Origin of the sequence: Ignatzschineria sp. RMDPL8A (genome assembly GCF_029815055.1) — a bacterium.
Classification (GTDB): domain Bacteria; phylum Pseudomonadota; class Gammaproteobacteria; order Cardiobacteriales; family Wohlfahrtiimonadaceae; genus CALZBJ01.
In genome coordinates, this window is the sequence record NZ_JAPPWA010000002.1 from 1,281,143 (window position 1) to 1,307,621 (window position 26,479).

Consider the following 26,479-nt stretch of genomic DNA (forward strand, 5'->3'; position numbering starts at 1 on the left):
AAAGATTGCCAGAGTTTATGTACCAAATCGTAATTTTCACGGACAATTAATAGAAGAAATTGAGCGAAAAGGCTACACTATCAGAGATTATTTACAAGCATATCGGAAACAAATTGAGAGAGGGGCAACATATGAGTCAGGCGGAGTTAGCAGGAGTGATTGATCTCCTTGAAGAGGTGTTATTAGGGAAGCGGCGCGAGATTAAATTGAGTCTTGCGTGCCTTTTAGCCCGCGGACACTTGCTCCTGGAGGATCTTCCCGGTATGGGGAAAACAACGCTCTCTCACGCGCTTGCCAAAGTGCTCGGGCTCACCTATCAGCGCATTCAATTTACCTCCGATCTTCTGCCGGGCGATATTTTGGGCGGTGAGGTCTTTAATCCGCAGACCCAAGAATTTACCCTCCATAAAGGGCCGATCTTTACCGAAGTGCTCCTCGCCGATGAGATTAATCGTACTACGCCAAAAAGCCAGAGTGCGCTCCTTGAGGCTATGGAAGAGCGTCAAGTGACGATTGGGAATCATAGCTATGATCTGCCCGAAAGTTTCTTTGTGATTGCAACGCAAAATCCCGTATCGTACGCCGCGGGAACCTATCCGCTTCCGGATTCTCAGCTTGACCGATTTTTAATGCGCATCTCGCTCGGATATCCCTCATTTGAGGCGGAAAAATCGATCTTAAAAGGGGAAAATCGCGCCGCCTCGAGTGCTTTACCGGAGCGTTTTTCTCGGGAAGCGCTACAGACAGCGCAAGCAGCGGTTGCCACGATTCATGCCTCCGATGAGATCATTCATTACATTTTAAATATTGCTCAATACACGCGTACGCACTCTGAGTTTTCGATTGGCCTTTCCCCGAGGGGAACGCAAGCGCTCCTGGGTGCGAGCCGTGCCTATGCTTATCTTTCAGGGCGCGATTATGTGATTCCGGAAGATGTGAAGATGGTGATGCCATCGGTCTGTACCCATCGTTTGCGCGATCAACATCGAAGCGGTGAGGAGCATCGGTTAGTCGAGCGAATTTTAACGGATGTCAATATTTTATAGTGGTGGGTGACGGGTTTAACCCCGAGAAAAAAGAGGCGAGAAAAGCAAAATGAGCGGGTGGTTTCAGAAAAAAATGGAGGCGTTTTATGCGCGCCGAGCGCCTAAAGGGGTGACGGAAAAACGGCTTGGGCATCGTGAAATTTACATTGTGCCGCGTCGGCAAGGTTTTCTCTTTTTAGGCTTTATTCTGCTTTTACTGATTCTGGCCATTAACTTCCAAAATCCGCTGGTGCATCTGCTCCTTTTTTGGCTCTTAAGCCTTTTAGGGGTGAGCATGATTTTTAGTTGGCGTAATATTTTAGGATTACGACTCTTTTCAAGTGCAGCAAGTGCTATTTTCGCCGGCGATAATGCTAAATTTAATGTCGTGCTTGAGGGGCGAGAGCGCCATCATATGGCCATTGGGCTTGGATTTGGACGATCGATTTTCGTAAAAACGGATCTTAAAAAGGGCGAGCGCCGAGAGTTATCTCTTTTCTTAGAAGCGCCGGAACGAGGCCTGCTTGAGATGCCCCGTTTACGCATTGAGAGTCACTATCCGTTTGGGTTTTTTAAGGTGTGGAGCTATGTCTGGCTCGATGAATCGGTGCTCTGTTATCCCATGCCAGTGGAGTCTGAAAAACCGCCCCTTAGAGCGCTGAACTTTCTCGATGAAAAAGAGAGTGGGCAACGGGCAACCGAAAAAGAGGGCATCGATGATTTTGACGAGCTTGTGCGCTATACGCCGGGACATTCATTACGCCGCATTGATTGGCAGGCTTATGCAAAAGGACAGGGGCTCTATGTGAAATCCTTTGTTGCCGAAGAGGGAACCCCAAATTGGTATCATTTGGCCGATTATTCCGGCGGGACGGAAGCGGCGCTTTCCAAATTGTGTTATCACATTTTAAAGGCGGAAGAGAGAGGAGAGCAATATGGCGCGGTGATCGGTAAAGAGGTGATTTTGCCAAGTCGTGGCGAGGCGCATTTAACCCAAATTTTAACGGCGCTCGCGCTCTATTAAACCGCTTGATAAGGAATGAATGATGGAGACGATGAGTCGAGATAATCACAGCATAGGACGTTTTCCTTGGGGAAAAACAGTGCCGAAACGCTCAAAACGCCCGAAAACAGAAAAGCCGATTCCACGCAGCAGTCTGACCTGGCTCTTGGTGGCCTATATTGCGGTAGTGATTCCGCACTTTATTCTCTATCTACCGCTTTGGATTCTTCCCATTGCACTTGCGGCATTTTATTGGCGTTATGAGATCTATCGCATGCGCCGCACCTATCCCAGTGGCCTTGTCAAAACGTTGGTGGTTGTTGCACTTTTAGCAGTGATGGGCGGGGTGTATGGAAACTTTTTTAATACGATTGGAAGCAGCGTTCTTTTAGTTGCGCTCTTTTCCCTTAAGTTTGTCGAGGCGCGGACGCTTCGCGATGGGTGGGTGCTTGTGTTGCTTGCCTATTTTACCCTTGCGGTGGGATTTATTTTCGATACCTCGATGTGGATGGCACTCTTTAGCCTCATTCCTCTTTGGGCAACGACAATGGCACTATTGGGGTTTGAGCAGAGCGATGATGCGCCCTTTAAAAATAGGTTTATGTTTAAAGAGGTGACGATCGCGCTTTTTGCCGCGCTTCCCTTAATGATTGCGCTCTTTTTTGTCTTTCCTCGTTTTCCGTCTCTTTTATCGCTCAATCAAGATAAGACGGAGATTGCGAGTAAAATGGGGGTGGGCGATCGGCTCAATCCCGGTGATATTTCAGAGCTTGCCGAGAATGATGAGCTGATGTTTTGGGCTGAATTTGATGGCATGATGCCTCGCCGAGAAGATCTCTATTGGCGCGTTTTAACGCTCGATCATTTTGATGGAAAAGGGTGGTCGCGTTCTCCGCAATTTGAGCATTCGAATATGCCCGCCCGAGTGATTCCCCGTGGGCCGCAATATGCTTATTTTATTTTGTATGAACCGACGCACCGTAAAGATGTGGTGGCGCTCGATATTTCGATGAATCCTCAAGGGGAGCGTTATCGCCAGCATTTTGATTATCGATTTGAGGCGCCGTATCCGGTCACCAGTAAAATTCGTTATGAGCTTGTGGCCTTCCCGATGGCCTCGCTCGATCGGGATCTTCCGCCAAATCATCCCCGTTTAGAGAGGTATCGTGAGGTGGAAGCGTGGAGTAATCCGGAAACGGCGGCGTGGGTCTTAGGTGAAAAGCTCAAAGTCTCCTCCCCTGAAGCGCTCGTTAATCGCATTTTGACTCATATTCATAATGAAGAATATGTCTATACCTTAAAGCCTGGGCGATTGACGGGGAATGTGATCGATCAGTTTTTTATCGATTCGAAACGCGGGTTTTGTGAGCACTATGCGAGCTCGCTTGCGTTTATGCTCCGCGTTGCCGATATTCCCTCGCGGATTGTGATGGGCTATCACGGCGGTTTGATCGATGCGGAAAAACGGCGCATTCAGGTACGCGGATCTCATGCCCATGCGTGGGTTGAGTATTGGCTCGAAGGGCGGGGTTGGGTGCGCGTTGATCCAACCGGCGCGATTCATCCGAGCCGAATTGAAGATGGGATTGAAGGCTTGCAAGGGGATTTAGGCGATCGGAATCGCGTTGATTTAGGGCTATTTGGTCAGATATCTTATTCGTTCACTGCCTTTAAAGAGCAACTTGAATATTTTTGGGCAAAAACTATTTTAGGCTACAAGCCTTCGCAATTGATGGAAGGATTAAGCGATCTATTTGGCGTATTATCGTTACGAAAATTGTTGCTACTCTTGGCGGGATTCTTTGGGATTTTATTTGGCGGCATTACGCTGATGATCTTAAAACCGTGGCAAATGATGCGTTTTGATGAAGGGCGAAGCTACCAGAAATTGATCGATAAACTCAATCAGCGGACAGAAAAAAGGGGTGGGGTAGAGATTTTACGTTCCGATTCCCATAAAGAGATTTTAGCGAAACTTGAGGGCGTTTTAGATGCGCCTGAAAGAGCGGTGCTTGAGGATCTCTTTCAAGAATTTGAGCGTCTGCATTACGCCCCTGAAATGAATGGGAAGTCCGCTAAAGCTCGTAAAAACGCACGGAAAAAGCTCTATCAATCCCTCTTTCGCGCGTTATAATATGCCTGCCGTTTGGAGATTTCTTACGATTTTAAGAATCCCTTTTGAATACAATGAATTAACATGAAAAGGAAAAACGATGAGTATTGAGAGCAGAGTGAATGAGCTTGAAGAGCGCATCATTGAATTAGAAAGTCGTGAAGGCTTTCATGAGCATACTATTGAGATCTTAAACGAGACGCTAATTGAACAGGCAAAACAGATCGAATTGTTAACGCGCGCGCATCAATTATTGCTCGAAAAACTGAAGAATTTACCGGCGGAAGAGGGCACACAATATTCCGCCGTCGATGAAAAACCGCCCCATTACTGATTATTTATAAAATCTATCGCAATTATTTAAAAAAAATATAAAGATGGGGTAAATAAAGCTAGCCTTTTGGGCAAAATGCTCTAAAATTCTCCGGTCTTTCTTCGAAAAAGAAAAATGTTGTTGGCAATACCATAATCCCATTGTAGGTATTCAATTCGATTATAAAAAATGGTTATTGCTCCCTTTAAACCCTGACTTTAAAGGAGTGCGTGATGGAATATACTGCAAGACTCCCCCAGGCAACAGTTTCTACTGATTCTTCTTCAACCCTGAAAAAAACATTGGTGTTATGGCAAGTGGTCATGATTGGCCTTGCGTATATGCAACCGATGACCGTTTACGATACCTTTGGTATTGTGAGCAAAGATAGTGGTGGGCACGTGCCTACCTCGTATATCGTCGCATTGATTGCGATGCTTTTTACCGCATTGAGTTACGGAAAAATGGTGCGTCGATATCCATCGGCGGGGTCTGCTTATACCTATACGCAGCGTTCGATTAACAAAAACCTTGGGTTTATGGTGGGCTGGTGTTCGCTCCTTGACTACCTCTTTAATCCCATGATTAACATCTTATTGGCGACAATTTATCTCCATGCATTGTTCCCCAATATTCCGGTGCCCTATTTTGTAGTGGGATTATCGTTAATGATGACGGTGATTAACTTAAAAGGCGTGGAATTAGTGGCGAATTTTAATGGGTTAATTGTATTTTTCCAGATGCTTTTAATGGCGGTTTTCCTCTTCCTTGTGATTCAAGGAATCGTGGCAGATCAGCAAATCGTTGTCGATGGTATCGTACAACCGCGTCCAGAGCCAATGAGTCTGTTTAGTCTTCAGCCCTTTATTTCAGAAGATATGAAAATCTCTCCCATCTTAATGGGCGCGACGATTCTCTGCTTCTCGTTTTTAGGATTTGATGGCTTAAGCTCCCTCTCAGAAGAGACGAAAGATGCTGAAAATGTGATTCCAAAAGCGATTCTCCTCACCACATTAATTGGGGGCGTTGTCTTTATTATCACGACTTATTTCTTGCAGATTTTCTTCCCGGATGCGAGCATCTTTAAGCAACCTGATGAAAGCCAGCCAGAGATTTTACTCTATGTTGCTGGAAAAGCGTTCCAATCCTTTGCACTCACCTTTTCAATCATTACGGTGTTTGCGTCAGGACTTGCGGCGCACACAGGTGTTTCACGCTTAATGTATGTAATGGGCCGTGATGGCGCATTTCCGAAAAAAGGATTTGCATACATCCACCCAAAATGGAGAACGCCATCGTTTAACGTTATTTTAGTGGGCATTATTTCACTCTCTGCATGCTTCTTTAATCTTGAGATTGCTCTGCATTTAGTGAACTTTGGAGCGCTCACCGCGTTTACCTTTGTAAACCTCTCGGTGATCTTCCAATACTACATTAAAGATGGCAGACGCGTGACCATGAAAGATCACTTGCTCTATCTCGTATTACCGCTCTACGGCGCGATTTCGATCGGAGTGCTCTGGTACTATTTAAGTGCAGAATCCCTAAAATGGGGGCTCTCATGGGCGGCGCTTGGGGCAGTTTACTTAGGATTTTTACTCTATCGTAAACGGGTTCAAGGCAAAAGCATTCCAGCACTGCGTGAGCGTGAATTTTAGTTTAAGTTTTATATTTCTTTGAAGAGAAAGACACTCCGTTTTGAGTCAGCATAGTTAGGTCTCGACACGAGCATAAAAAATATTGCTAACAACTTAAAAACGATTTAAAACCGCACCGAGCGAACGTTCCGTGCGGTTTTTTAATTTTCAGTTTTTATTACTCTTCGCTACCGTGATCGGTTTGAGCGAGCACCCAATAATGATTTTGATTGTGTGCGTCCATATAAGCGAAAAATTCCTCAGATTGATAGATGCGTTTTATTGCCTTAGCCCAATCACTCTGTTCCATCCCCTCATTGACGACCACTAAAATCTCAAGCTCTGGAATGATATTTTCTTGAAGCAATCCTCTTTCAGAAGGAATCCCCGCTGAATAGACAATGCTCCCCGGAATCACAGCGTAATCGATATCGATCATAATGCGTGGAATGGTCGCGGAATCCACCTCAATAATCTCTAAATTAAGCGGGTTAGAGGTGATGTCATTGTGGGTTACAAGTAGTGGCGAATCGGACTCTTTTAAAGTGATCCAACCGGCTTTTGCAAGCAAATTATAGGCCCGCGCCGCATTTGATGGATCTTGCGGGATGGCGATTTTCATCTTAGGGGTAATAGCATCAAGGGAGCTGTATTTATCGGAAAAGATCGCTGCAGGCACCGAGGGGACGGCAACCACCGGCTTTAGATGAGCATTACGCTCTTTATTAAACACCTTCATATAGGCGGAATGTTGCGCGACGGTTAGGTCAACGCCTTTTTCGATCGTGCCTATGTTCGATTCCAAGAGATTGGAAAAGTTAACGAGTTTTATCGTATACCCTTCACGCTCTAAAATGGGTTTTACCGCGTCATTAAATAGATCGTTATAAGGCCCAGGCGATACGCCCACACGAAGGGTCATTTTAGTGAGCTCTGATTCGGCTGAATTTTGATTGCCACAGCTGATTAAAACAACGCTTGCGATGAGTAACAATAGCCCTTTAAAGATGGCTTTTGAGGTTAAGTTAAATAAAGGACGTAAACGAAGCGCACCTTTTGGCGCGCGATAAAAAATAGCCATGGGAAAATCTCCTAGTTAGGCAGTGAATAAAGAGGTTGTGAATGGTTTGAGTTTAATGAAAAGTTAAATATGAATTTAAACGGGGACGATCTAATCGATTGTCAGCGCATGCCCATTAAGCCCTCGTAAAGAGAGGCTTAAGATAAAAACTCTGTTCGATTGAAAAAATTATGCGTGTGAGAAACGACAACAACAGCACGCCATCGATTTATTGCAAACCGTGGTGGAGAGGGCGTGGTGATGAATGAATGTCGCAGTTGTCATGAGGGTCTCAAAAAAGTTTCTCAACGATATAAAGGAAGTTACCTCTTAACAAATAGCATAGCTTTTTAACCGTTGCAAACAGTACTTAATTGTTTTAACTATTAAAGAGTAGATTGACAGAAGAAGGTGGCGCAAAATTGATGCTACGGAATGCGCGATTTTCTACACAATAAAATGCTATGATAGCGAGAGTTTATACCGTGTTGACAGGTTAGAAGAGGAGGCTTCATGCTGTTTTTTGCCATCTTAATTATTTTATTGCTCGCATTTTTTATCGATCCTGTGGTGTTTATGGGAGCGCTTTTATTACTGGTAATGGCGTTAATTACCATTCGATTATTGGCTAAAAAAGAGGAGCGGAAAGAGGCAGAGCGGTCAGAGCATCTTGAGTGATAGCAAGTTTAGATCTTGGATTCTAATGATTAAAAATAGAGGAGTAAGAGATGGGGCAGATGAAACGAGCGATGGCGATTGCACTGGGTGCAATTTTTTGCCTTAGCGTGGCTGAAGGGCGCGCCTTTAATGAGTTTAAAACACCGACGCTTCATGAGACAGAAGTGATTGGAAGTTATGCAAATGGCTGTCTATTAGGAGCTGAAAAGCTCGCGGATAAGGGCCCCGGCTACCAAACCATGCGCCAGAGTCGAAATCGCCATTTTGGGCATCCGGCGCTCATTGACTATATTGAAAAACTCGCGAAAATTCGTGAGAAAAAGGGTGTGCTGCTTTTTGTTGGGGATATGAGCCAACCGCGCGGTGGATTGATGAATTCCTCTCATGCAAGTCATCAAATTGGGCTCGATGTGGATATTTGGTTATACACGATGAAGCCAAGTGCCTTTAAACCCGCTTATATTGAAAAGATCGGATCGCCCTCTGTGGTAGATAAAGTTAAAGGCATCGTTAATTCCGATTGGCGCGATGAGATTTTTGAGTTTGTTGGGGAAGCGGCGAGCTTTCCTGAGGTGGACCGAATTTTTATCAATCCGGTGATCAAAAAAGAGCTCTGTAAAATCGACCCCAATGCGCCGTGGCAATATAAAATCCGCCCGTGGTTTGGGCATGATTCTCACTTTCACGTGCGCTTAAAATGTCCGAAAGGGGAGGCAAGCTGCTTGCCACAAGCGCCGATTCCTAAAACCTCAGGTTGTACGGCCGATCTGGATAATTGGATTCGGGATCAATCCGATTACGCAATTAATGGGCCAAAGCCAGGAAGCGGGAAAGCAAAACCCCGTCCACCGATGCCACTTCGTTGTCAGCAATTATTACAAGAACAGTAAATAGCCAAAGTTGCTGAATTCATTGAGGCAATAAAAAAGCGAACTTAGGTTGAACAAATGATTCCTAAGTTCGCTTTTTAATGGTTCGTTTTAAACGAATTATTGTATTATTTAGCTGTTTTCAGTGCTGAAATCCAGCCAAAGAGTGTATATAACACGATTGTTGCGCCGATAAAGCCAAGACCGTAGACAAGCGCGATTAAGAACCAGTCTGCCGGGCCACCTGCGTCAGTAAAGCCTGATGAGGAGACCTTTGCCATGATGATAAGGGCAACCACACCGCCCAAAAGACCTGCTGCTTGTGAGCGAACCATGCGCGTTGATACGATGCCTTTTTCAAACATGATAAGCGCGATAAACGCTAAGGTTCCAAAAATAATGATCGCCATTAATACCCATAAAAGTGGGCCAAGCATCTCTTGGAAGACGGAAACAATCGTTAATAGATCAAATTCTTGCATGCTGTTCTCCTTATGCGCGACCGCGTAACATACTAATGTAGGTGGGTTTAAGCGCCATGGTTTTCATTACCCAGCTAATCCACAGCTCTTCGAGCGGTGCGATAATGCCCGGGAATGATGGGGTTAAGTTGTTGTGATAATCGAACTCAACGAGCATTGCTTGACCAAGACGGGTAATCATTGGGCACGAGGTATAACCATCGTAATGAGCGTCGGAGGTTTTTCCTTCAAGCTCTGCCACTAAATGATCCACTGCAACGGGCACCTGCCATTTAACCGATGCCGCAGTTTTCCCTTTCGGAACCCCTGCGATATCACCCACACCAAATACGTTGCGATAGCGAACGTGACGAAGCGTTGATTTTTCAACTTCCATCCAGCCATCAAAGGCCCAGATGCCATCTTTCCACGCAAGCGGGCTATAACGCACAGGATCAGGCGCACGCATTGGTGGAATCACGTTGATAAAATCGTATTGATATTCTTCGGTCCCTTCAGGCTTTGCAAACGTTGCAATGCGCTTACCCGGGTCGATCGCAATCAGATCGCGGTCGTGGTTGATATGAATATCACGCTCTTCAAAGAGCATTCTGACTTTCTCAGAAACAATCGGCACACTGAAGAGGGCTTTATTGTTTGAGTTATAGATGATTTCCGCTTTGCTGCGGTTGCCGCGACGGGTTAAATAATCTTCGGTGATGAAGGTATATTTAAGCGGTGCGCCGGCACACTTCATCTCAGTATTGGGGCGATGGAAGATACCCACGCCGCCATTGTCTGCAAATTTAGACATCTGTTCCCAGGTGCGTTTTGCCGACTCAGGGCCGTGATAGATACTGCCCATCCCGTTTTGACCGATTAAGGACTCATCCATTCCTTCGATCGCTGCGTAATCGAGTTTTAATCCCATGGCAACAAAGAGATAGTCATAGGCAACGGTTTTCCCGCTTTCAGTGACGACTTTGTTCGCATCAGGATCGATTTCAGCCACACGCTCTTCGATTAAATCGATGCCTTTTGGAAGGTAATCTTTAGTTTTTGAAACCGGGTAATCACCGGGCTTAATGCCTGCTGCAACGAGGGTAAAACCAGGTTGATAGTAATGCTCTTTACGGGCATCAATGATGGTGATTTTCGCGCCTTCTAAACGGTCAGCTAAACGTGATGCTGTCGCTAATCCTGCAGCACCGGCTCCAGCGATTACGATATTAACGCTGGTTTTAACTTTTTTAACGGAAGGTTTGCTTAATAGAACGGTTGCGCCCGTACCTGCAGCTCCAAGTACGACAGAACCTGCTCCAGCAGCCCCAAGATAGCGTAATGCATCGCGGCGGCTTGGATTGTGAGCAGCTTCCGGAGATTGGACATCTTTCTCTTTTTGATCTGTCATTTGACAATGCCTTTAACTTTAAATAAACGAGTGGGTCTGCAAAACTAAAAGCGTTCCTTTTGCAGAAAATTCTATATATTAATTTTAATTACATTAATCTATTGAAATTATAAGCCTTATAGAGGTGAGTGTCGCGATATAGAACAATTTTAGCGACTTTATAAGGCTCTAATAATTGTAATGAGATCTACAAGAATCTTCAAGCTTGCATAAAAAACATATTATCAATGAATAAATTAATTTGATGTAAAAAAAGCGCTATTAATAGAATTTATTACTCACGTCCTTCATTTAAAAGGGGGTATTTTCGGTGCTCGGAAGTGTTAAGAAGTGTGAATTACCAATGGGTTTAATCAACACAGCCTCTTTTGAACGGGCATTCAATAACGAGGCTGCATAATTGTTGCGCTTCGAGCATTAATTAGATGGATTTTGCAAAAATACTCACAATTTATTGCACAAATAGGCTATGAATTCGTTAAATGTTCTAAGATTGCGGCACAATCGGCGAAGTAAAAATCAGTGATCTCCGGCCAGAAGTTCTCCGGTTGATTGACTAAGATTGTAGACGTTCCTGCATTGCGCCCACAGTTAAGATCAAAGGTAAAATCGCCTACCATCACCGCTTTTTGAGGTGTTCCATTCCAGCGATTTAAGAGATGTAAAATCCCATCAGGATCGGGTTTTGGCGCAGCTTCATCACGGCCTAAAATATCGTCCATTTCAAAATATTTAAGCGCGTCAATGGCTTCTAATGTTTTAAGTGCGACGTTCCGATTATTGCGGGTTAATAACCCGAGCTTTGCCCCCTTTTCGTGGGTGAGATAATCAAGTAGCTCAATGGCGCCGCGATTGGGTTTTGAGTCGGCGGCTTTAGTGAGCCCGTAATTTAACAGCCACGCATGCTTCTCTTTGGCTTCTTTTTCGGGTAAGGAACGAATATAACGGAGCATGTCATGGGCCTCTTCCTCCGGGACTTCAAGGGCGCGTTTCATCTCATCGAAATTATGATTTTGCACGGTTAACGTGCCGTCCATATCGAAAATCCAGTAGGGTAAAGTATGCAATGTTGCCATGGTGACTCCTTCAAAATTAAAAAGATCGCGCGGAGGCGTTAATTTGATTATTATAAGGGAAATATAAAAATAAACGAATGGAGGAGCGATGTATCAAGTTGTTTTTCATCTAAGTGATCTGCCACGTTGGAATCGTGCGATCAACAATATTCAAAATTTCCTAAAAGCCGAACCGAGCGCAACACTTGTATTAGTGGTAAATGGCGATGCGGTGAAGGGCTTTGTCTATCCGGAAGTGATCGATAAGCTCGATGGATTACTGAGCCAAGTGTTAGTCTGCGCGTGCGCTAATTCCCTTAAAGGCAATGATATCGAGCTTTCTCATGATACGGGGATTAAGACGATTCAAGCGGGCGTTGTGGCGATTGCTCAATATCAAGCGGATGGGTTTGCTTATATTAAGCCGTAAGCCGCCGTAATTCGTAAGGCGATGTTAAATAAACTCTGGATTTAGGTTGATTACCAGCGGCGAAAGGATGTTTTAACCGCTAGGGGAAGCGTATGAGGCGCTTGCTCTTTAAGCGCATCGAGCTCCGTTTCTGCTGGGTCTGATAGCGTCTTTTCGCCCGTTTCACTCCAATATTCGATCGGCTCAACGAGCGTACCGTTTTGATAGGTCGCGCGTTTTGCTAGCTCGCCACTTGGGTAGCGTTCAAGCCACTGTCCATTAGGTACGCCATTTTGATACTGTTTTTCCGTTTTTAGTTGGCCGGTTTGATACCAAGTTACCCAAAAGCCGGTTTTTTGATCAGCGCGATAAACCCCTTTTGCGGAGAGCTTTCCATTTTGATAATACTCGCGGTATTCCCCCTCTTTATGGCCCTTTTCATCAAAATTGGCGAGACGTTTTAATTCGCCGGAAGGATACCATGAGCGCCAAAGATTGACGCGCGTGCCATTTTGATAATCGCCCATCACATGGAGCTTTCCATTTTGATAGTAGGTGATGAGCGGGCCGGTAAATCCGGTTTTTTGACAATATTTCTGATAGCGCGCTTCATCATCGATGGCGTAGCAAAAATCATGGAGATCGGTTTTCCGCATTAAGAGAAAGGGTTCAGTGCGCGTTTGCCCAACGTGATCGGCATAGTGATCTTGTACGAGATAGAATCCTTCGGTGGTGATCCCTAAGAATTTACGATAGATGGGGCCATTATAATCGCCTTTTGCAACGACCGATCCGAGTAACCAAGGGGCTTCGGCGGTGGCGATTAGATCAATTTGGGTGGAATTTTGGGGCGTGCTTGGTGTTTTAGCAGTCTGTTTCGGACTTGATGAAGGGCTCACCGATTGATCCGCAAAGAGCGGGGAAAAAAGTGGTGAAAATACAGCGATGGTAACCATGGAAACAGCTAAAAAACGCATCAAGTGCTCCTTTAAACAACCTGCTAAAGCAGTTAGCGATCTGTATAGTATAACGAATTTTGGCAAAAAGCGACAAAACTGCACGCTATGAGCCAATTTTTTTAGCATAAATCAAGCGTTCTTTTTGTGCTCGGTTTAGTTTTTTGATGGCATATTCCCGTTGCATTGCGCTCTGTTTGGTAGGAAAGATCTCATGATAGATCAGCGTGACAGGGGTGCGTCCTTGGGTATATTTAGCGCCTTTTTTGGCATTGTGCGTCGCAACGCGAGCGAGGAGATCGTTAGTGTAGCCGGTGTAATAGCTATTATCGGCGCACTTAACAATATAGACGTAGTGGTGCGGTGTTTCCGCGCTGTTGGAGGTATCAGACATAAAAAACCATCCGGATCAAAATTGATGGATGGTTAGTGTAGCATACGAGGTGTGCCTGAAGGGGGATACGGGTCGTCTGATCGATCAACCATTGGCCACCTCCGGTGTTTTATCAAAGTAATTGAGTGCAAGCTCGTAGAGTTTTAAAATTTGTTCAGTGTAACTTGAGATAAACGAATACTCTTTTTCAAGATTTTCTTGCAAACTATCATCGCGCATCACATACGGCTGACGAATCTCCATAAAAAGCTCAAGTTGATCGCGATAATCCTCATTAATAAAGAGATGTTCTTTTAGATGATGAAAATTGTTAACGTGATCTTTCGAGGTTTCAGTGGATTTTTTATAGATGACATAATCGAGTGTATTGCGCAGATAATTGCAGATCATCTCATCGGAAAGATTAACCGCGCGTTCATCTAAACAAAGGTCGTGAAGCGTTGTGGTTAAATATTCTTCTTGTTCGGTATAAAGGCTGAGACGCATGGCTAAAATTTCATCGATCGAGTATTCATCGAGCGCGTCGATGCGTTCGTTATAGATGGTAAAACAGCTTTCAGGCAACAACTTATCCGGATAGACGAGCGCAGGGCAGGACAAATCAAATATCTCAAGCGAGGTAAAATCATTTGTCTTACCGACATATTGATAGATGGTTTCTGCCTTCTGGGGCGTGGTGATTTGCATTTTCATAATATGTTATCTTTTGTTAAGTCGTTCAATGAGCTTTCCTCGGAGCTCAAATTCATTCTAGAGTGCTGTGATGAAAAAGTGTGAGATAGTTCCCGTTTTTCTGACTTGAGTCATGTATGAATCCTCGCAATGAAGTGGATAAAATAGGGAGGTTTCACCGATAGCCCACACAGATTCGTCTCTTGCCTCAATTCACTATCAGTTTTTGTATTGTTAGCCGAAAGTGGTGTTATTGTCCCCATCAGAAAACAGATCATTTAGGTGTACTTTATAGAGGAAATTGTAAGGAAAAAGTGCAACAAAGAAAATGGTTAAGAAGATTTTTGAACTGTAAGGCGATCGGCCTAATTCAGAGGGATTAGGGAGGCAGTCCTTAGTAACTATTTGTTTTAATTTTGAGAGTGGTAGAATGAAGCCACTTAACTCTCTTTGATTAATTTAATAATGTAAATTGTCGAATTTTTTGAGTTTGGGATCGTTTATCGTTTGATTGATATTCATCCAGATTTAGTCTGAAAATTTAGCGTCTCGTTGGCTGGAAATAGACTATTTTATAAGGATAAAGAATTGTAAGCGATTTGTCTCAGTCTGAGACGTTTGCCTCGTGATAGGCGAATACATTAGGCAATTGAAAAGGAAAATAAAATGAAAACAACAGCACGTAACCAATTTCATGGCGTAGTAAAATCCATTCATTCGGGCGCGACTAATGACGAAGTGATTGTTGATATTGGCGGCGGTTTAGAAGTCGTTGCAGGCATTACCCAATCGAGCACAAAACGCTTAGGCCTCGAAGAGGGTAAAGAAGTTTTAGCGTTTGTAAAAGCGCCGTGGATCATCCTCGCGCGTCACTCAGCGGATTATGAGTTTTCAACTCGCAACCTCTTTGTTGGTGAAATCGTCGATCTTAAAGAAGGAGCGGTCAATAGTGAAGTCTTCATTCGCGTTAATGATGAGGTGGAGCTTGTGGCGATCATCACGAACGAAAGTGTGAAAAATTTAGATCTTTTCGTTGGTGAAAACATTAAAGCACTCTTTAAAGCACCGCACGTAATTTTAGCGACTAAAAAAGCGTAAATTAAGCCGTAGCGCTGAAAATAGCGCAGAGCAGATTTGATATACTAACCATCTCGTTTGATAAGAGCGAGGTGGTATTTTTTTGTCTGTCTGTTTTATTGTAGATGATTATAAAAAGGATTGAGCGTGGGGAAAAAGCGCATGCAAAGCAGAAAAAAGGAAGGATTAAGTGGGGCGATCGACGAGGCGAAAAATTGCCCGTGTGGATCGAATCGAACCTATCAAACCTGTTGCGGGGTGCTCCATCAAGGTGGAAAAGCAGAATCGGCTGAAGCATTAATGCGCTCCCGCTATAGTGCCTTTGTGCTTGAAGATGAGGCCTATCTCAAAATGAGCTGGCATTCGACGACCCGTCCCGAGTCAATTTCTTTTGACGAGGAGACCAAATGGCTTCGCCTGATTGTGCGAGAGCATTATCTGGGAGAATCTGAAAATGAGGCTTTTGTGCGTTATGAAGCGCGATATAGCATTCACGGAAAAGCCCATAAATTGATTGAACTGAGCCGATTTTTAATCGAAGAGGGGGCGTGGCGCTATGTTGATGGCGAGATTTTTGACGCATAAGTTGGGATCCGTTTTACAAGATAAAAGATTTATCCGCCTGAATGCTTGAAAGAGGAGGGATAATTTGGCTATTATCGTTGATGGGCTCTTTAATTGTCGAGAAATACTCGATCGGGGGAGCAAAAGGTCAACGATGGCTATTTGAGCGGATCTTATAGCCATTTATCTACACAACAATAATAAGAGGTCGGCAATGCCAAACTATCCTAAATATCGTTCTCACACATCCACCCAAGGTCGCAATATGGCTGGGGCACGTGCACTTTGGCGCGCAACGGGCATGAAAGATGAAGACTTTAAAAAACCGATTATTGCGGTGGTCAACTCATTTACTCAGTTCGTTCCAGGGCACGTTCACCTGAAGGATCTCGGGCAAATGGTCGCGCGTGAGATTGAGAAAGCGGGCGGGGTGGCGAAAGAATTTAATACAATCGCGGTAGATGACGGAATTGCCATGGGGCACGATGGTATGCTCTATTCGCTTCCAAGCCGTGATTTGATCGCCGATTCCGTTGAATATATGGTCAATGCGCACTGCGCCGATGCGATGATCTGTATCTCAAACTGTGACAAAATTACCCCGGGCATGTTAATGGCGTCAATGCGTCTTAATATCCCGACGATCTTTGTTTCGGGTGGGCCGATGGAATCCGGAAAAGTCGTTTGGGATGGGGAAAATCTCCGTCTTGACCTTGTTGATGCGATGGTGATGGCGGCCGATGATTCAGAGAGCGATGATAAGGTGAATGCGATTGAATCGGCTGCGTGTCCAACCTGTGGTTCGTGTTCAGGAATGTTTACCGCAAACTCGATGAACTGTTTAACCGAAGCGCTCGGTCTTTCACTTCCGGGAAATGGCTCGATGTTAGCAACGCATGCGCGCCGTAAAGAGCTCTTTTTAGAAGCGGCACGTCGCATTGTGACGGTAACGAAAGAGTATTACGAGAAGGGCAATGAAGCAGTACTTCCACGTTCGATTGCAAGTTTCAAAGCGTTTGAAAATGCGATGATGCTTGATATTGCCATGGGTGGCTCAAGTAACACCGTTCTTCACTTATTAGCGGCGGCGCAGGAAGCGGGCGTTGATTTTACTATGCAGGATATCGATCGTTTATCCCGTAAAGTTCCGCATCTCTGTAAAGTCTCTCCATCGACCAGCCAATATCATATGGAAGATGTGCACCGTGCCGGAGGAATCTTCGGAATTTTAGGGGAGCTCGATCGTGCAGGGCTCTTCCATAGCGATCTTCCGACCATTCACAGTGCTTCATTTAAAGAGGCGCTTGAGAAATGGGATGTAATGCGAAGTGATGCTTCAGGTGATTTCTATCGCGCAGCTCCTGGCGGCGTTCGCACGACTGAAGCATTTAGCCAAGACCGATATTTTGATTCACTCGATACTGATCGTGTCTCAGGGTGTATTCGTGATATTGAGCACGCCTTTAGTCAAGATGGTGGTATTGCTGTTCTCTACGGGAATCTTGCAGAAGATGGCTGCATTGTAAAAACCGCTGGGGTTGATGAATCGATTCTTAAATTTACCGGGAAAGCGCGCGTATTTGAGAGCCAAGATTCAGCGGTTCGTGGAATTTTAAATGATGAAGTGAAAGCGGGCGAAGTGGTGATCATTCGTTACGAAGGCCCTAAAGGCGGTCCGGGAATGCAAGAGATGCTCTATCCCACCTCATACCTTAAATCAAAAGGGTTAGGTGCGGCTTGTGCGCTACTTACAGACGGACGCTTCTCAGGCGGTACTTCAGGTTTATCAATTGGGCATGCATCCCCCGAGGCAGCCGATGGCGGGGTGATTGCCGTAGTTGAAACGGGCGATCTGATTGAGATCGATATCCCGAATCGTTCAATTAACTTAAAGGTTGACGCGAGCGAGATTGAAAAGCGTCTAGCAGCGCAACGTGAAAAAGGCTTTGTTCCTGCGGAAAAACGTGAGCGTAAAATCAGCCCTGCACTTAAAGTGTATGGTGCGCTTGCAACCTCTGCGGCATTTGGTGCTGTACGTGATGTAACGCGTTTAGAGAAACTTAAATAAGTAGAATTAAATAAGCAAAACATAGTAAAGTCTCAAAACCTCTTAGTGAGCCCGTCTCTTAAGAGGTTTTTTATGCTCCCGATTTACTGAGTACTTTACCAAGTGACTAAGCGGTTTCTTTTAGATAACAAAAAAGCTCTAACAATGTTAGAGCTTTGAAATCATTTGATTTGAATTCGATAACTACTAGTAGTAACGAATACGACGGTTTGATTCACGCATTATACGTTTATAATGACGTTTTTTTGCCGCCGCTGCCTTACGCTTTCTTTCTTGCGTTGGTTTTTCATAGAATTCACGTGCACGAACTTCTGAAACAATACCAGCTTTTTCACAAGAACGTCTGAAACGACGCATAGCGACGTCAAATGGTTCATTTTCACGAATCTTGACGGAAGGCATCTATATCACCTCAATTAATAATAATTTAAATAAAAATGTTCTTATTTAAAAGAACTCGAATTGACTATTATACACAAAATAAAAGCCTTTTGTAAAGTTCAAAAGGCTTTTATTGTCAAATTTACATTTCGCGTAGGGCGAAAGTGTTGCTGCTTACTGGAAGCTTGCGTTCATTACGTCTTGGAATGCTTTTTCTTCAGTAACGATCTCGGCTTTTTCAGCAAGAACGTCAACGATTTGATCTTCTAGCGCGATGTTTTGAATTTGGCGCATGTTCTCTTCGTTAGAGCGGAAGTAAGCAAGTACTTCTTCAGGATCTTCATAGGTTTCAGCAAGCATGTTTAGGCGTGCTTCAACGTATTTATCGTCGAGTTCAATTTTGTTATCTTCGATCACTTTCGCGATTAAAAGACCAAGGCGTGCGCGTTTTTTCGCTTCTTCACCAAATGAGCTCATAGCAATTTCCATTAATTGAGCCGCTTGCTCTTGGTTTTGCGCTTCTGGGAAGTTTGATTGGCGTGCCATGTTTTGAACTTCAGCATTCACTAACGCATTTGGAACTTCGATCTCATTTGCCGCAGCAAGTGATTCCATCATTGAGTTTTTGAAGCTGTTTTGTAGCGCTGATTTAAGCTCGCGCTCCATGTTTTTCTTAAGCTCTGCACGAAGTGATTCAACTTTACCATCCTCGATGCCTAAGTTTTTCGCGAATTCTTCATCAATGGCAGGAAGTTCCATTTCAGCAACTTCATTCACAGTGATGTCAAACTCAGCGGCTTTGCCTTTTAAGTTTTCTGAATGATACTCTTCAGGGAAGGTCACTTCGATGGTTTTGGTATCGCCGGTTGAAAGACCTACGATTTGGTCTTCAAAACCTGGGATCATTGAACCTGAACCAAGCACTAAAGGAACGTCTGTACCTTTACCACCTTCGAATTCTTCGCCATCAACGCGGCCTACGAAATCGATTTTAACGCGGTCATCGTTTGCAGCTGCGCGCTCAACAACGTTCCATTTAGATTGTTGTTTTTGTAAACGCTCAAGCATAAGGTCAAGATCTTCATCTTTTACTTCAGCTTCGATTTTCGTTGCTTTAAGACCGTCTAACCCTTGAAGTTCAAATTCTGGCATTACTTCAAAGTTAACGTTGAATTTGTACTCTTCGCCTTCGACCACTGAAATTTCAGGATAGCCTGCAGTTTTAAGATCTTTGTTTTCTTCTAGGAATGCGCGGTATGCCTGACCAATTTGATCATTGATAACTTCGTATTTCACTTGATCACCGTGCATTTTTTGCACAACGCTTACTGGCACTTTACCAGGGCGGAAGCCGTCTAAACGAATGCGTTTAGATAGATCTTTTAAACGTGTTTTAACTTCAGCTTGAACAGCAGCTTGGTCAAGCTCGATAACGGTGTGACGTTTAAGTCCTTCTAATGTTTCAATGGTTGACATATCTTTTATACCTGAAATTTAATTATGGTTGTGTATAAACAAAAAAAAAGGCGCCATATAAGCACCTTTTCTTTTATTAAGGTGAATATTCATCACCATAAACTTGTATGGTGCGAGTGGAGAGACTCGAACTCTCACGGATGAACCACTAGATCCTAAGTCTAGCGCGTATACCAATTTCGCCACACTCGCAATAAGCTGTAAATTATACAGACTTTTTCAGTTTCGTCAAACCTAAATTTTAATCATTTTAGGATTTTGTTTTGCTCTCAAATTTTGAGAGGTGAAACCGAATCAACGAGGACTATTCTACGGTTTTTTCGTTAAATGTAAAGCCCCAAATTAGGCAAATTTTAGTCAAATCGATAAAAAGATTTGTGCTCATTGTTTTATGGGATGGTTTTTGCCGAAAACGATTGTTCTATGAGTGAAACAGTGCGTTTGGCGTGTCGCTATTTATCAAAAAAGCAAAGTTTTGTATGATAGGCGGGTAGGCAGAGCGTGATGTTAAATGAAAACGCCTTTGCAAAATAGACAATATAAGGAGTGCTATATGAGCTTTACACAATTATTGAAAACCCGTCGCTCGATCTATCATTTAGGAAAAAATGTAACCATGGCGCCCGATGCGATTGAAGCATTGGTGAAAAAGGTTTTACGGGAATCCCCTTCGGCGTTTAATTCACAAAGTTCGCGTGCGTTAGTCTTACTTGGTGAAGAGCATCAACGCGTGTGGGATATTGCTAAAGAGATTTTACGTCAAATGGTGCCGGCAGAAGCGTTTACGGCGACGGAAACGAAACTCAATAGCTTTGCGGCAGGCTTTGGAACAGTGCTCTTTTTTGAAGATCAAGCCGTGGTCGAAGGGCTTCAGGAACAGTTTGCGCTCTATGCGGATAATTTCCCAATTTGGTCAGAGCAGGCGAGCGGTATGGCACAATTAGCGTTATGGCTGGCCTTTAGTGAAGCGGGAATCGGCGCATCGTTACAGCATTACAATCCTCTTATTGATGAAGAAGTGCGTAAAGCGTGGGATATTCCAAAAACTTGGTCACTTCGCGCGCAGATGCCGTTTGGCTCGATTGAATCGCCCGCCGCAGAAAAAACATTTATGGATGACGACGAGCGTGTGATCGTTGCCGGAAAATAATTTTCCTATATAGGATTGCGGTAACAAAAAAGGATCTCTTATAGATAGAGATCCTTTTTTATGCCACGCATTTTAAAGTGAGGTCGAGCTGTCGCGACCGAGATCCCAAAAATTGGTGATCGCCTCTTCGAGTGTCTTTTTAATATCGGGATTAAATTTATTTAAGATCTCATCGGTGTCGAGATTATTATTCTGTGATGAAAACCGCTTGGAAAGTTCGGTGAGCTCTTGATCTTTAATAATCCAGCGTTTTGGAAGATTGCGGCGTACGGCCATAATTTCCCGTGCTTTTGCGAGTTTCATTAAGAGCTGTTTTTCAATACGGCGGAGGCGCTTATACCCTTTCACCTTTTTCCACGCATTTTCACAATCAGGTTCATAATGAGCACGATCTTCAAAGACTTTATGCGCATTTTTAAGATTGGACCCAAGGCCTTTATCGGCAATTTGATACTCAAGAATCTCATAGCAATTGATGAGATAGCGCACATCGTCGTACGCATATTCAATTTGACGGGGCGAGAGCGGGCGATGATCCCACTGCGTGCGCGCTTGATCCTTTTCAAGATGAATGCCTTGATAACGATCGATCATCTCTTGATAACTCATCAAATTATCGTGTTCTCCCATCACATTGATGGCGATCTGCGTATCAAAAATGGGCGCGGGGAGAATGTCGAGCTCGTGGACAATCGCTTCAATGTCTTGGCTTGCGGCGTGGAGAATTTTTAAGATATTCGGCGCCGTTAACAGATTGCTTAAACTCGATAAATCATCAATGGCGAGCGGATCGACGCAGACAAGCTCCGTTTCGGTTGCTAATTGGATCAGACACAATTTCGGGAAATAGGTCTTTACCCGCATAAACTCGGTATCGACCGCGAGTAGCGAAATAGTGTTATATTGCGCCCGACACCATTTGTCGAGGCTAGTTTGATCCTGAATAAAACGAAGCGTATGTTCCATAATTTTGATGCTTTTAACGGCTTTGAAAACGTTTATTATAGGTTGCGCCACTCAATTTAGCGACGAATCGCCTAATAATTGGTTGATTATTTCTTAAAGCGGCGCGATTAGTGGGACGGTTTTTCCCCTTTACGACGTTTGCCTTGGAGCCACGTTTCCGCAAGATCGATCTCATAAATGAGCTTATCGGCAGTCTCTAAACTGATCGCTTTTGCAGCTTTTAACCGGTAAACCTCCCCGCGCTGTGATTGAAGGGCGGTAAGACGAATACGAAGCTCGAGCTCTTGCGCCTCGGGGCTGTAATCGGTTTGTCCGTTATAACGCTCAACCTCATGGAGCACTTGCCCAACGACTTGCTTAATATGTTGTTGCTCTTCTTCACTCTCGGTATTGTTGCAGAGTCTTTCTTGCAGAGTCTGCACGCCGTGGGTCGCCGCAACGGTCATCAGCTCTTTGGCTTTCGTCTCCTCTTCCACTTGAAAGGCGAGATCGAGGGTAAACCCTTTAAGTAGAATCGGCAAAATAATCACCCCAACAATTAACGAGAGAACAATCACGCCGGCCGCTAAAAAAATCACTTGATAGCGGGTGCCAATAATAAGGGGAATTGAAAGCGCTGCCGCAAGCGTGACCGCACCACGAACGCCGGAAAAGGTGAGAATGAGGAGCTCGCGCACGCTAAAATCGCGAAATTGCATGGGAAAGCGTTTAAACACAAATTGGCTAAAGAGCTTCATCGTCAACAGCCAACTAAAACGAAGCAGCATTAAAAATGCGTAGATCCAAAAAACATCGATAAAGAGCGTCATAAAATTGATCGTTACTTCCGCATTTGCCCGCTCCATCGAGTATTCAATAATGCCCGGGATTTGCAGGCCTAGCAGAATAAATACGACGCCGTTTAAAACATATTCAAGGAGCGACCAAGCGCTATTGGCGCGAAATCGCATCTGAATCGGCGCGCGGGTCATAAGCCCTGAGTGCCCCACAAGCATCCCGGAGGCCACCGCGGCCAAAATTCCCGATACACCGGCCTCTTCGGCAATTACATAAATAAAGAAGGGCACCAGCATTAAAAAGATCGTTTGTACCGCCGGATCATCATCTTTTGTTTTACTAAAGAGCTGGACGAGTTTGAGGTAGATCCAAGTGGCGCCAGCACCGATTATCAATCCGCCGACGGAAAGCTTTAAAAAATCGAGCCCAATCGTAGCGACATCCTTGGTGGTAGCAATGGAAATTGTCCCGATCGCCGCTAAAATCGCAAATTTAAGGGAGACCAGTGCCGAGGCATCATTCATAAGCGCTTCACCTTCTAAAATCCGCATCATCTTTTTCGATAGACGGCCTTTCCCGACAATGCCTGAAAGCGCCACCGCATCCGTTGGGGAGAGAACCGCCGCAAGCGCAATAGCGACGTAGATCGGCATCTCAGGCAAGATCCAGTGGATCAAAAATCCAAGCCCGATCACGGTAATAAAGACAAGGGTGAGCGCAAGGCTGAGAATCTCCCTTCCCGAGCGCACAAATTCATAAATCGGCATTTTCCGCGCATCTTCAAATAAAAGCGGCGGGATAAAGAGAATGAGAAAAAGGTCAGGGCGGAGTTCTACTTCAAACCCGATGAGCGCAACGGCGCAACCGATTACAATTTGCAAGATCGGAAGCGGGGTTTTGATCGGAATAAATGTCTGGATAATGCTGGAAGAGGCTGCCATTAAAATGAGCAGTAAGACCGTGAGTAAAACGTCCATAGCGAAACCTTATGCTGTGGGAAAGAAGGAATTTGACTCAGTTTAGCGCATTATGAGGTTGATTCAAGGGAAAAGCGACACTTAAAGCGGGCTTGGTGTTGTTTTTAAAGGAAAGTTTTTTGTGAATAATAGTGAGGATTAAACGGACTTTTTTAAGGGTTAGACAAAGGGATAATGCCGTTTTAACTGATCAAATCCGCCAAGATTGATGGCATTGACATAGCCTGCATCTAAAAGCGCATATTGCGCATAGGCTGAGCGAATGCCGGCGTGGCAATAGAGCCCAATTTCAGCAGTTTTATCCGGCGCATATTGATCGATCATCATTAAAATATATTGATATTCAATATGAATCGCATCGGCTAAATGTCCGGCATTAAATTCATCCGGTGTGCGCACATCAATGATCAGCATATAGGGCTCCTTGCTTTAGTAAAATCGTGGGCAAAATAGAAGGAATCGAGAGAAAAGAATCATAGCACGGCGACTCTTGCTGCCTGATTTAATCTCTTTATCAGCTTAAATAGACGTTTATTGATTAATCGTCATCTTCTTTTTGCGCTTCATCTTGCGTGAGTGCGGCACTTCTAAAGGAGAGCGGGTCGCGGATATAGGGAATTGGGGCGCTCGTACCGCCGGAACCGATAATGGTCAGCGTGCCAAAGTCAAAAATGCGTCCAACTAAACTCTGTTTAACCTGCAAACTCTCAACTTTTGAATGTTTGAGTTCAGTGGTATTGCGGCGAATAAAACCAAATTTCGCAATGACACGGCGATCAGTGACGGCCAGTTCCGTTGAAATCGAATAGATCCAAGCACGCAGAAAAAAGTAGAGTGCAATCGCAAATATCGGGAGGGAGAGATACCAGAGTTTTCCGTAGAGATTAAGATTATAGAGCTCGTCGATCTTATAAAGGCCACCTAAAATGAGAAGCCCCATGATGCACCAAATGGCCGGATTGATATAGATAAACCAGTGGGTTTTCGCCACAATAATGATTTTTTCTTGCGGGGTGATGACGGAATCAACGTAACTCATAATGCACTCTTTTAACCAAATGTTTTGGGTGGATTTTAAGGTGAATAAGCCCTTAACTATAGCAAATTTACCGAGCGATTAGTGAGTTTTTAACCATCATTTTATCGGCGCGATCCATCGGTGAAATTGATGTGAGATTATGATGCTTATCCGTGAGTGAAAGAGATGGGGAAAGAGGCGGGAGTGATTGAAAAAAGAGGGGCGTTTTGATACGCTAAGACATGACCGGGGTGCCCGAGGATGCGATCATTTATCGCATCTTGGCTGAGAGTTACCCGTAGAACCTGATCTGGTTAAAACCAGCGTAGGAAGTCCTTTTTCTGACATAACAACGCATCACGTTGGGCCATCAAAATCGGGTTTCCTACATGTTATGTGAGAGAAAATCATGCCCAATATCATTCCCTTTGGAGCCCGCGAAATGGCTCCCCATCTTGCGCAGTTTCATGCCAAACGTCCTTTAGTTCACTGTATGACCAACGATGTCGTGCAAAATTTTACCGCCAATGTGCTCTTAGCCTCCGGCGCCATTCCCGCAATGGTGATCGCAAAAGAGGAGGCGGCGGAATTTGTCTCGGTCTCAAATGCGCTTCTCATTAACGTCGGCACCATTACCGAAGAATTTATGCAGGCGATGACGATCGCGGTTAAAACTGCGCATCAAAAAGGGATTCCGTGGGTGCTTGATCCGGTGGCGATTGGCCCAGTTTTGCCATTTCGTACCGTTTTTTGTGATGAGCTTCTTGCCTATAAACCAACGATTATTCGCGGAAATCCGTCGGAGATTTTAGCCCTTGCCGGTGAAAAATCGAGCGCGAAAGGCCCCGATGGAATGGATGATCCACTTAGCGCCTTAAAAACCGCCCAATCTCTTGCGAAAAAGCTTAATACTGTTGTGGCGATGACGGGCGATATTGATTACATCACCGACGGCGAAACAACCTATTCCATCAATGTTGGGAGCGAAAAACTGACGCGAGTGACCGGGGCGGGGTGTTCGCTTTCAGCATTAGTCGCCGGATTTGTGGGGGCAGGAATCGCACCGTTAGAAGCCGCGACGAGTGCTTGCTTTATGATGGCCTATTCTGGAATGAAGGCAGATCAGCTGACGGTGATGAAGCAGATGTCGATGGCGGGCGGCATGGGATCATTTTCAGTAGCGCTACTTGATGAATTATCAACGCTTTCGGCTGATAGATTGAGCATGGATGAATTAAATAAAACCATTCAAAACGAAAGCGAATTATCAAGTCGCGAAAAATTTAACGCCGATGACTTACGTCTCTATTTGGTACTTGAACCCACACTGTGCGGCGGCATTGATGGAATGCTTACGACCACACAGCAAGCGGTGAAAGCGGGGGTGACGATGGTGCAACTCCGTTTTGAAGAAAAGACCGATAAAGGAATTTGGTACGATGCAGCGCTCCGTCTAAAAGCGCTGTTAAAACCGTATAACGTGCCGCTGATTATTAATGATGAGGTGGATGTGGCGATTGCGGTGGATGCCGATGGAGTGCACGTTGGGCAGTCGGATCTGCCGCCAAATGTGGTGCGTGAGCTCTTAGGTGAGGATAAAATTGTCGGACTTTCAGCGGGCAATGCGTCTGAGATTTTAGCGGCCGATCAAAATGTGGTGGATTATCTTGGCGTCGGCCCTGTCTTTACAACAAGTACGAAGCTTGATGCGCGCGCGATGCTCGGGCCTGAGAAACTTGTAGAATTAGTTGAACTGAGTCCGCTTCCATTGGTTGGGATTGGGGGAATTCAAACAAGTAATGTTGAATCGGTGATGCGAGCGGGTGTTTCGGGTGTATCGGTAGTGTCAGCAATTTGTGGTCAACAAGATGTCGAGGCGGCAACAAGAATATTACGCACAGCAATCGATCGTGTACTTGAGGAATCATCGTGTTAACTAGATCACAGTTCAGTAGATAAGTATTAAACA

26 protein-coding genes, 1 tRNA gene and 1 riboswitch are annotated in these 26,479 nt (G+C 44.7%); of the genes, 13 read left to right on the forward strand and 14 right to left on the reverse strand.

All coding sequences use genetic code 11. The annotated features are described in order from the left end of the window. Nucleotides 1-131 precede the first annotated feature (131 nt). From OXI21_RS07350 to OXI21_RS07370, 5 genes are all read left to right on the forward strand, one after another. Complete coding sequence (locus tag OXI21_RS07350) at nt 132-1,046, forward strand: MoxR family ATPase (RefSeq protein WP_279618913.1); 915 nt, start codon at nt 132-134, stop codon at nt 1,044-1,046. A gap of 49 nt (nt 1,047-1,095) precedes the next feature. Beyond that, the gene (locus tag OXI21_RS07355) at nt 1,096-2,049 is read left to right on the forward strand and encodes a DUF58 domain-containing protein (RefSeq protein WP_279618914.1); all 954 of its coding nucleotides are present in this window, start codon (nt 1,096-1,098) and stop codon (nt 2,047-2,049) included. Between the two features lie 31 nt (nt 2,050-2,080). Continuing rightward, nucleotides 2,081-4,162, forward strand: coding sequence for a transglutaminaseTgpA domain-containing protein (locus tag OXI21_RS07360; RefSeq protein WP_279618915.1), 2,082 nt, complete (start codon nt 2,081-2,083; stop codon nt 4,160-4,162). Between the two features lie 79 nt (nt 4,163-4,241). Beyond that, complete coding sequence (locus tag OXI21_RS07365) at nt 4,242-4,475, forward strand: SlyX family protein (RefSeq protein WP_279618916.1); 234 nt, start codon at nt 4,242-4,244, stop codon at nt 4,473-4,475. A gap of 212 nt (nt 4,476-4,687) precedes the next feature. Continuing rightward, entirely contained in the window at nt 4,688-6,112 is a 1,425-nt protein-coding gene (locus OXI21_RS07370; RefSeq protein ID WP_279618917.1) for an APC family permease, read from the forward strand. A 157-nt stretch (nt 6,113-6,269) separates the two neighbouring features. On the opposite strand, the gene OXI21_RS07375 is transcribed toward OXI21_RS07370, so the two are convergent. Beyond that, a complete protein-coding gene (locus tag OXI21_RS07375) occupies nt 6,270-7,172 on the reverse strand; it encodes a MetQ/NlpA family ABC transporter substrate-binding protein (RefSeq protein ID WP_279618918.1) in 903 nt (300 codons plus the stop codon). Between the two features lie 492 nt (nt 7,173-7,664). Between OXI21_RS07375 and OXI21_RS07380 the strand changes: the two genes are divergently transcribed. Both OXI21_RS07380 and mepA read left to right on the forward strand, forming a co-directional pair. Then, the gene (locus OXI21_RS07380; RefSeq protein ID WP_279618919.1) at nt 7,665-7,829 is read left to right on the forward strand and encodes a hypothetical protein; all 165 of its coding nucleotides are present in this window, start codon (nt 7,665-7,667) and stop codon (nt 7,827-7,829) included. A gap of 50 nt (nt 7,830-7,879) precedes the next feature. Beyond that, a complete protein-coding gene (gene mepA, locus OXI21_RS07385; RefSeq protein WP_279618920.1) occupies nt 7,880-8,719 on the forward strand; it encodes a penicillin-insensitive murein endopeptidase in 840 nt (279 codons plus the stop codon). 107 nt (nt 8,720-8,826) lie between these two features. Here the strand turns inward: mepA and OXI21_RS07390 are convergent, their stop codons facing one another. From OXI21_RS07390 to OXI21_RS07400, 3 genes are all read right to left on the reverse strand, one after another. Continuing rightward, a complete protein-coding gene (locus tag OXI21_RS07390; protein WP_279618921.1) occupies nt 8,827-9,180 on the reverse strand; it encodes a DUF5368 domain-containing protein in 354 nt (117 codons plus the stop codon). A gap of 10 nt (nt 9,181-9,190) precedes the next feature. Beyond that, the gene (locus OXI21_RS07395; protein ID WP_279618922.1) at nt 9,191-10,570 is read right to left on the reverse strand and encodes an FAD/NAD(P)-binding oxidoreductase; all 1,380 of its coding nucleotides are present in this window, start codon (nt 10,568-10,570) and stop codon (nt 9,191-9,193) included. A gap of 467 nt (nt 10,571-11,037) precedes the next feature. Beyond that, a complete protein-coding gene (locus OXI21_RS07400) occupies nt 11,038-11,646 on the reverse strand; it encodes an HAD family hydrolase (RefSeq protein ID WP_279618923.1) in 609 nt (202 codons plus the stop codon). Nucleotides 11,647-11,734: 88 nt separating this feature from the next. Between OXI21_RS07400 and OXI21_RS07405 the strand changes: the two genes are divergently transcribed. Continuing rightward, the gene (locus OXI21_RS07405) at nt 11,735-12,055 is read left to right on the forward strand and encodes a hypothetical protein (RefSeq protein WP_279618924.1); all 321 of its coding nucleotides are present in this window, start codon (nt 11,735-11,737) and stop codon (nt 12,053-12,055) included. A gap of 50 nt (nt 12,056-12,105) precedes the next feature. Here OXI21_RS07405 and OXI21_RS07410 read toward each other — a convergent pair whose 3' ends face one another. From OXI21_RS07410 to OXI21_RS07420, 3 genes are all read right to left on the reverse strand, one after another. Continuing rightward, nucleotides 12,106-13,011 (reverse strand): toxin-antitoxin system YwqK family antitoxin, encoded by a 906-nt coding sequence (locus OXI21_RS07410; RefSeq protein WP_279618925.1) that lies wholly within the window; start codon nt 13,009-13,011, stop codon nt 12,106-12,108. Nucleotides 13,012-13,096: 85 nt separating this feature from the next. Then, on the reverse strand, nt 13,097-13,384 hold the full coding sequence (locus OXI21_RS07415) for a GIY-YIG nuclease family protein (RefSeq protein WP_279618926.1): 288 nt from the start codon (nt 13,382-13,384) through the stop codon (nt 13,097-13,099). 84 nt (nt 13,385-13,468) lie between these two features. Further along, complete coding sequence (locus tag OXI21_RS07420; protein WP_279618927.1) at nt 13,469-14,077, reverse strand: hypothetical protein; 609 nt, start codon at nt 14,075-14,077, stop codon at nt 13,469-13,471. Nucleotides 14,078-14,722: 645 nt separating this feature from the next. Here OXI21_RS07420 and OXI21_RS07425 point away from each other — a divergent pair. The 3 genes from OXI21_RS07425 to ilvD all read left to right on the forward strand — a co-directional run bounded on the left by OXI21_RS07425 (nt 14,723) and on the right by ilvD (nt 17,765). Beyond that, nucleotides 14,723-15,154, forward strand: coding sequence for a TOBE domain-containing protein (locus tag OXI21_RS07425; RefSeq protein ID WP_279618928.1), 432 nt, complete (start codon nt 14,723-14,725; stop codon nt 15,152-15,154). Between the two features lie 141 nt (nt 15,155-15,295). After that, the gene (locus OXI21_RS07430) at nt 15,296-15,718 is read left to right on the forward strand and encodes a YchJ family metal-binding protein (RefSeq protein WP_279618929.1); all 423 of its coding nucleotides are present in this window, start codon (nt 15,296-15,298) and stop codon (nt 15,716-15,718) included. A 193-nt stretch (nt 15,719-15,911) separates the two neighbouring features. Then, entirely contained in the window at nt 15,912-17,765 is a 1,854-nt protein-coding gene (gene ilvD / locus OXI21_RS07435) for a dihydroxy-acid dehydratase (RefSeq protein WP_279618930.1), read from the forward strand. 186 nt (nt 17,766-17,951) lie between these two features. Here the strand turns inward: ilvD and rpsU are convergent, their stop codons facing one another. The 3 genes from rpsU to OXI21_RS07450 all read right to left on the reverse strand — a co-directional run bounded on the left by rpsU (nt 17,952) and on the right by OXI21_RS07450 (nt 19,814). After that, a complete protein-coding gene (gene rpsU / locus OXI21_RS07440; protein WP_279618931.1) occupies nt 17,952-18,167 on the reverse strand; it encodes a 30S ribosomal protein S21 in 216 nt (71 codons plus the stop codon). A gap of 153 nt (nt 18,168-18,320) precedes the next feature. Then, nucleotides 18,321-19,622 (reverse strand): trigger factor, encoded by a 1,302-nt coding sequence (gene tig / locus OXI21_RS07445; protein WP_279618932.1) that lies wholly within the window; start codon nt 19,620-19,622, stop codon nt 18,321-18,323. A gap of 108 nt (nt 19,623-19,730) precedes the next feature. After that, nucleotides 19,731-19,814, reverse strand: a tRNA-Leu gene (locus OXI21_RS07450). Nucleotides 19,815-20,175: 361 nt separating this feature from the next. Here OXI21_RS07450 and OXI21_RS07455 point away from each other — a divergent pair. Then, on the forward strand, nt 20,176-20,772 hold the full coding sequence (locus tag OXI21_RS07455) for a nitroreductase family protein (RefSeq protein ID WP_279618933.1): 597 nt from the start codon (nt 20,176-20,178) through the stop codon (nt 20,770-20,772). Nucleotides 20,773-20,844: 72 nt separating this feature from the next. Here OXI21_RS07455 and OXI21_RS07460 read toward each other — a convergent pair whose 3' ends face one another. The 4 genes from OXI21_RS07460 to OXI21_RS07475 form a co-directional block, all read right to left on the reverse strand. After that, nucleotides 20,845-21,738 carry a ribonuclease D gene (locus OXI21_RS07460; RefSeq protein ID WP_279618934.1) on the reverse strand — a complete coding sequence of 298 codons (894 nt, stop codon included), beginning with the start codon at nt 21,736-21,738 and terminating at the stop codon, nt 20,845-20,847. Between the two features lie 107 nt (nt 21,739-21,845). Beyond that, a complete protein-coding gene (locus OXI21_RS07465; RefSeq protein ID WP_279618935.1) occupies nt 21,846-23,492 on the reverse strand; it encodes a Na+/H+ antiporter in 1,647 nt (548 codons plus the stop codon). A gap of 159 nt (nt 23,493-23,651) precedes the next feature. Further along, a complete protein-coding gene (locus OXI21_RS07470) occupies nt 23,652-23,906 on the reverse strand; it encodes a rhodanese-like domain-containing protein (RefSeq protein ID WP_279618936.1) in 255 nt (84 codons plus the stop codon). A gap of 124 nt (nt 23,907-24,030) precedes the next feature. After that, complete coding sequence (locus OXI21_RS07475; RefSeq protein WP_279618937.1) at nt 24,031-24,531, reverse strand: PH domain-containing protein; 501 nt, start codon at nt 24,529-24,531, stop codon at nt 24,031-24,033. 216 nt (nt 24,532-24,747) lie between these two features. After that, nucleotides 24,748-24,859: riboswitch (TPP riboswitch) on the forward strand. 60 nt (nt 24,860-24,919) lie between these two features. Between OXI21_RS07475 and thiM the strand changes: the two genes are divergently transcribed. After that, a complete protein-coding gene (gene thiM / locus OXI21_RS07480; protein WP_279618938.1) occupies nt 24,920-26,446 on the forward strand; it encodes a hydroxyethylthiazole kinase in 1,527 nt (508 codons plus the stop codon). The last annotated feature ends 33 nt before the right edge of the window (nt 26,447-26,479 follow it).

Bases quoted from the DNA above. Each gene is read 5' to 3' on its own strand.
- OXI21_RS07350 (WP_279618913.1), top strand. From the start codon at position 132: ATGAGTCAGGCGGAGTTAGCAGGAGTGATTGATCTCCTTGAAGAGGTG.
- OXI21_RS07355 (WP_279618914.1), top strand. From the start codon at position 1,096: ATGAGCGGGTGGTTTCAGAAAAAAATGGAGGCGTTTTATGCGCGCCGA.
- OXI21_RS07360 (WP_279618915.1), top strand. From the start codon at position 2,081: ATGAGTCGAGATAATCACAGCATAGGACGTTTTCCTTGGGGAAAAACA.
- OXI21_RS07365 (WP_279618916.1), top strand. From the start codon at position 4,242: ATGAGTATTGAGAGCAGAGTGAATGAGCTTGAAGAGCGCATCATTGAA.
- OXI21_RS07370 (WP_279618917.1), top strand. From the start codon at position 4,688: ATGGAATATACTGCAAGACTCCCCCAGGCAACAGTTTCTACTGATTCT.
- OXI21_RS07375 (WP_279618918.1), bottom strand. From the start codon at position 7,172: ATGGCTATTTTTTATCGCGCGCCAAAAGGTGCGCTTCGTTTACGTCCT.
- OXI21_RS07380 (WP_279618919.1), top strand. From the start codon at position 7,665: ATGCTGTTTTTTGCCATCTTAATTATTTTATTGCTCGCATTTTTTATC.
- mepA (WP_279618920.1), top strand. From the start codon at position 7,880: ATGGGGCAGATGAAACGAGCGATGGCGATTGCACTGGGTGCAATTTTT.
- OXI21_RS07390 (WP_279618921.1), bottom strand. From the start codon at position 9,180: ATGCAAGAATTTGATCTATTAACGATTGTTTCCGTCTTCCAAGAGATG.
- OXI21_RS07395 (WP_279618922.1), bottom strand. From the start codon at position 10,570: ATGACAGATCAAAAAGAGAAAGATGTCCAATCTCCGGAAGCTGCTCAC.
- OXI21_RS07400 (WP_279618923.1), bottom strand. From the start codon at position 11,646: ATGGCAACATTGCATACTTTACCCTACTGGATTTTCGATATGGACGGC.
- OXI21_RS07405 (WP_279618924.1), top strand. From the start codon at position 11,735: ATGTATCAAGTTGTTTTTCATCTAAGTGATCTGCCACGTTGGAATCGT.
- OXI21_RS07410 (WP_279618925.1), bottom strand. From the start codon at position 13,011: ATGCGTTTTTTAGCTGTTTCCATGGTTACCATCGCTGTATTTTCACCA.
- OXI21_RS07415 (WP_279618926.1), bottom strand. From the start codon at position 13,384: ATGTCTGATACCTCCAACAGCGCGGAAACACCGCACCACTACGTCTAT.
- OXI21_RS07420 (WP_279618927.1), bottom strand. From the start codon at position 14,077: ATGAAAATGCAAATCACCACGCCCCAGAAGGCAGAAACCATCTATCAA.
- OXI21_RS07425 (WP_279618928.1), top strand. From the start codon at position 14,723: ATGAAAACAACAGCACGTAACCAATTTCATGGCGTAGTAAAATCCATT.
- OXI21_RS07430 (WP_279618929.1), top strand. From the start codon at position 15,296: ATGCAAAGCAGAAAAAAGGAAGGATTAAGTGGGGCGATCGACGAGGCG.
- ilvD (WP_279618930.1), top strand. From the start codon at position 15,912: ATGCCAAACTATCCTAAATATCGTTCTCACACATCCACCCAAGGTCGC.
- rpsU (WP_279618931.1), bottom strand. From the start codon at position 18,167: ATGCCTTCCGTCAAGATTCGTGAAAATGAACCATTTGACGTCGCTATG.
- tig (WP_279618932.1), bottom strand. From the start codon at position 19,622: ATGTCAACCATTGAAACATTAGAAGGACTTAAACGTCACACCGTTATC.
- OXI21_RS07455 (WP_279618933.1), top strand. From the start codon at position 20,176: ATGAGCTTTACACAATTATTGAAAACCCGTCGCTCGATCTATCATTTA.
- OXI21_RS07460 (WP_279618934.1), bottom strand. From the start codon at position 21,738: ATGGAACATACGCTTCGTTTTATTCAGGATCAAACTAGCCTCGACAAA.
- OXI21_RS07465 (WP_279618935.1), bottom strand. From the start codon at position 23,492: ATGGACGTTTTACTCACGGTCTTACTGCTCATTTTAATGGCAGCCTCT.
- OXI21_RS07470 (WP_279618936.1), bottom strand. From the start codon at position 23,906: ATGCTGATCATTGATGTGCGCACACCGGATGAATTTAATGCCGGACAT.
- OXI21_RS07475 (WP_279618937.1), bottom strand. From the start codon at position 24,531: ATGAGTTACGTTGATTCCGTCATCACCCCGCAAGAAAAAATCATTATT.
- thiM (WP_279618938.1), top strand. From the start codon at position 24,920: ATGCCCAATATCATTCCCTTTGGAGCCCGCGAAATGGCTCCCCATCTT.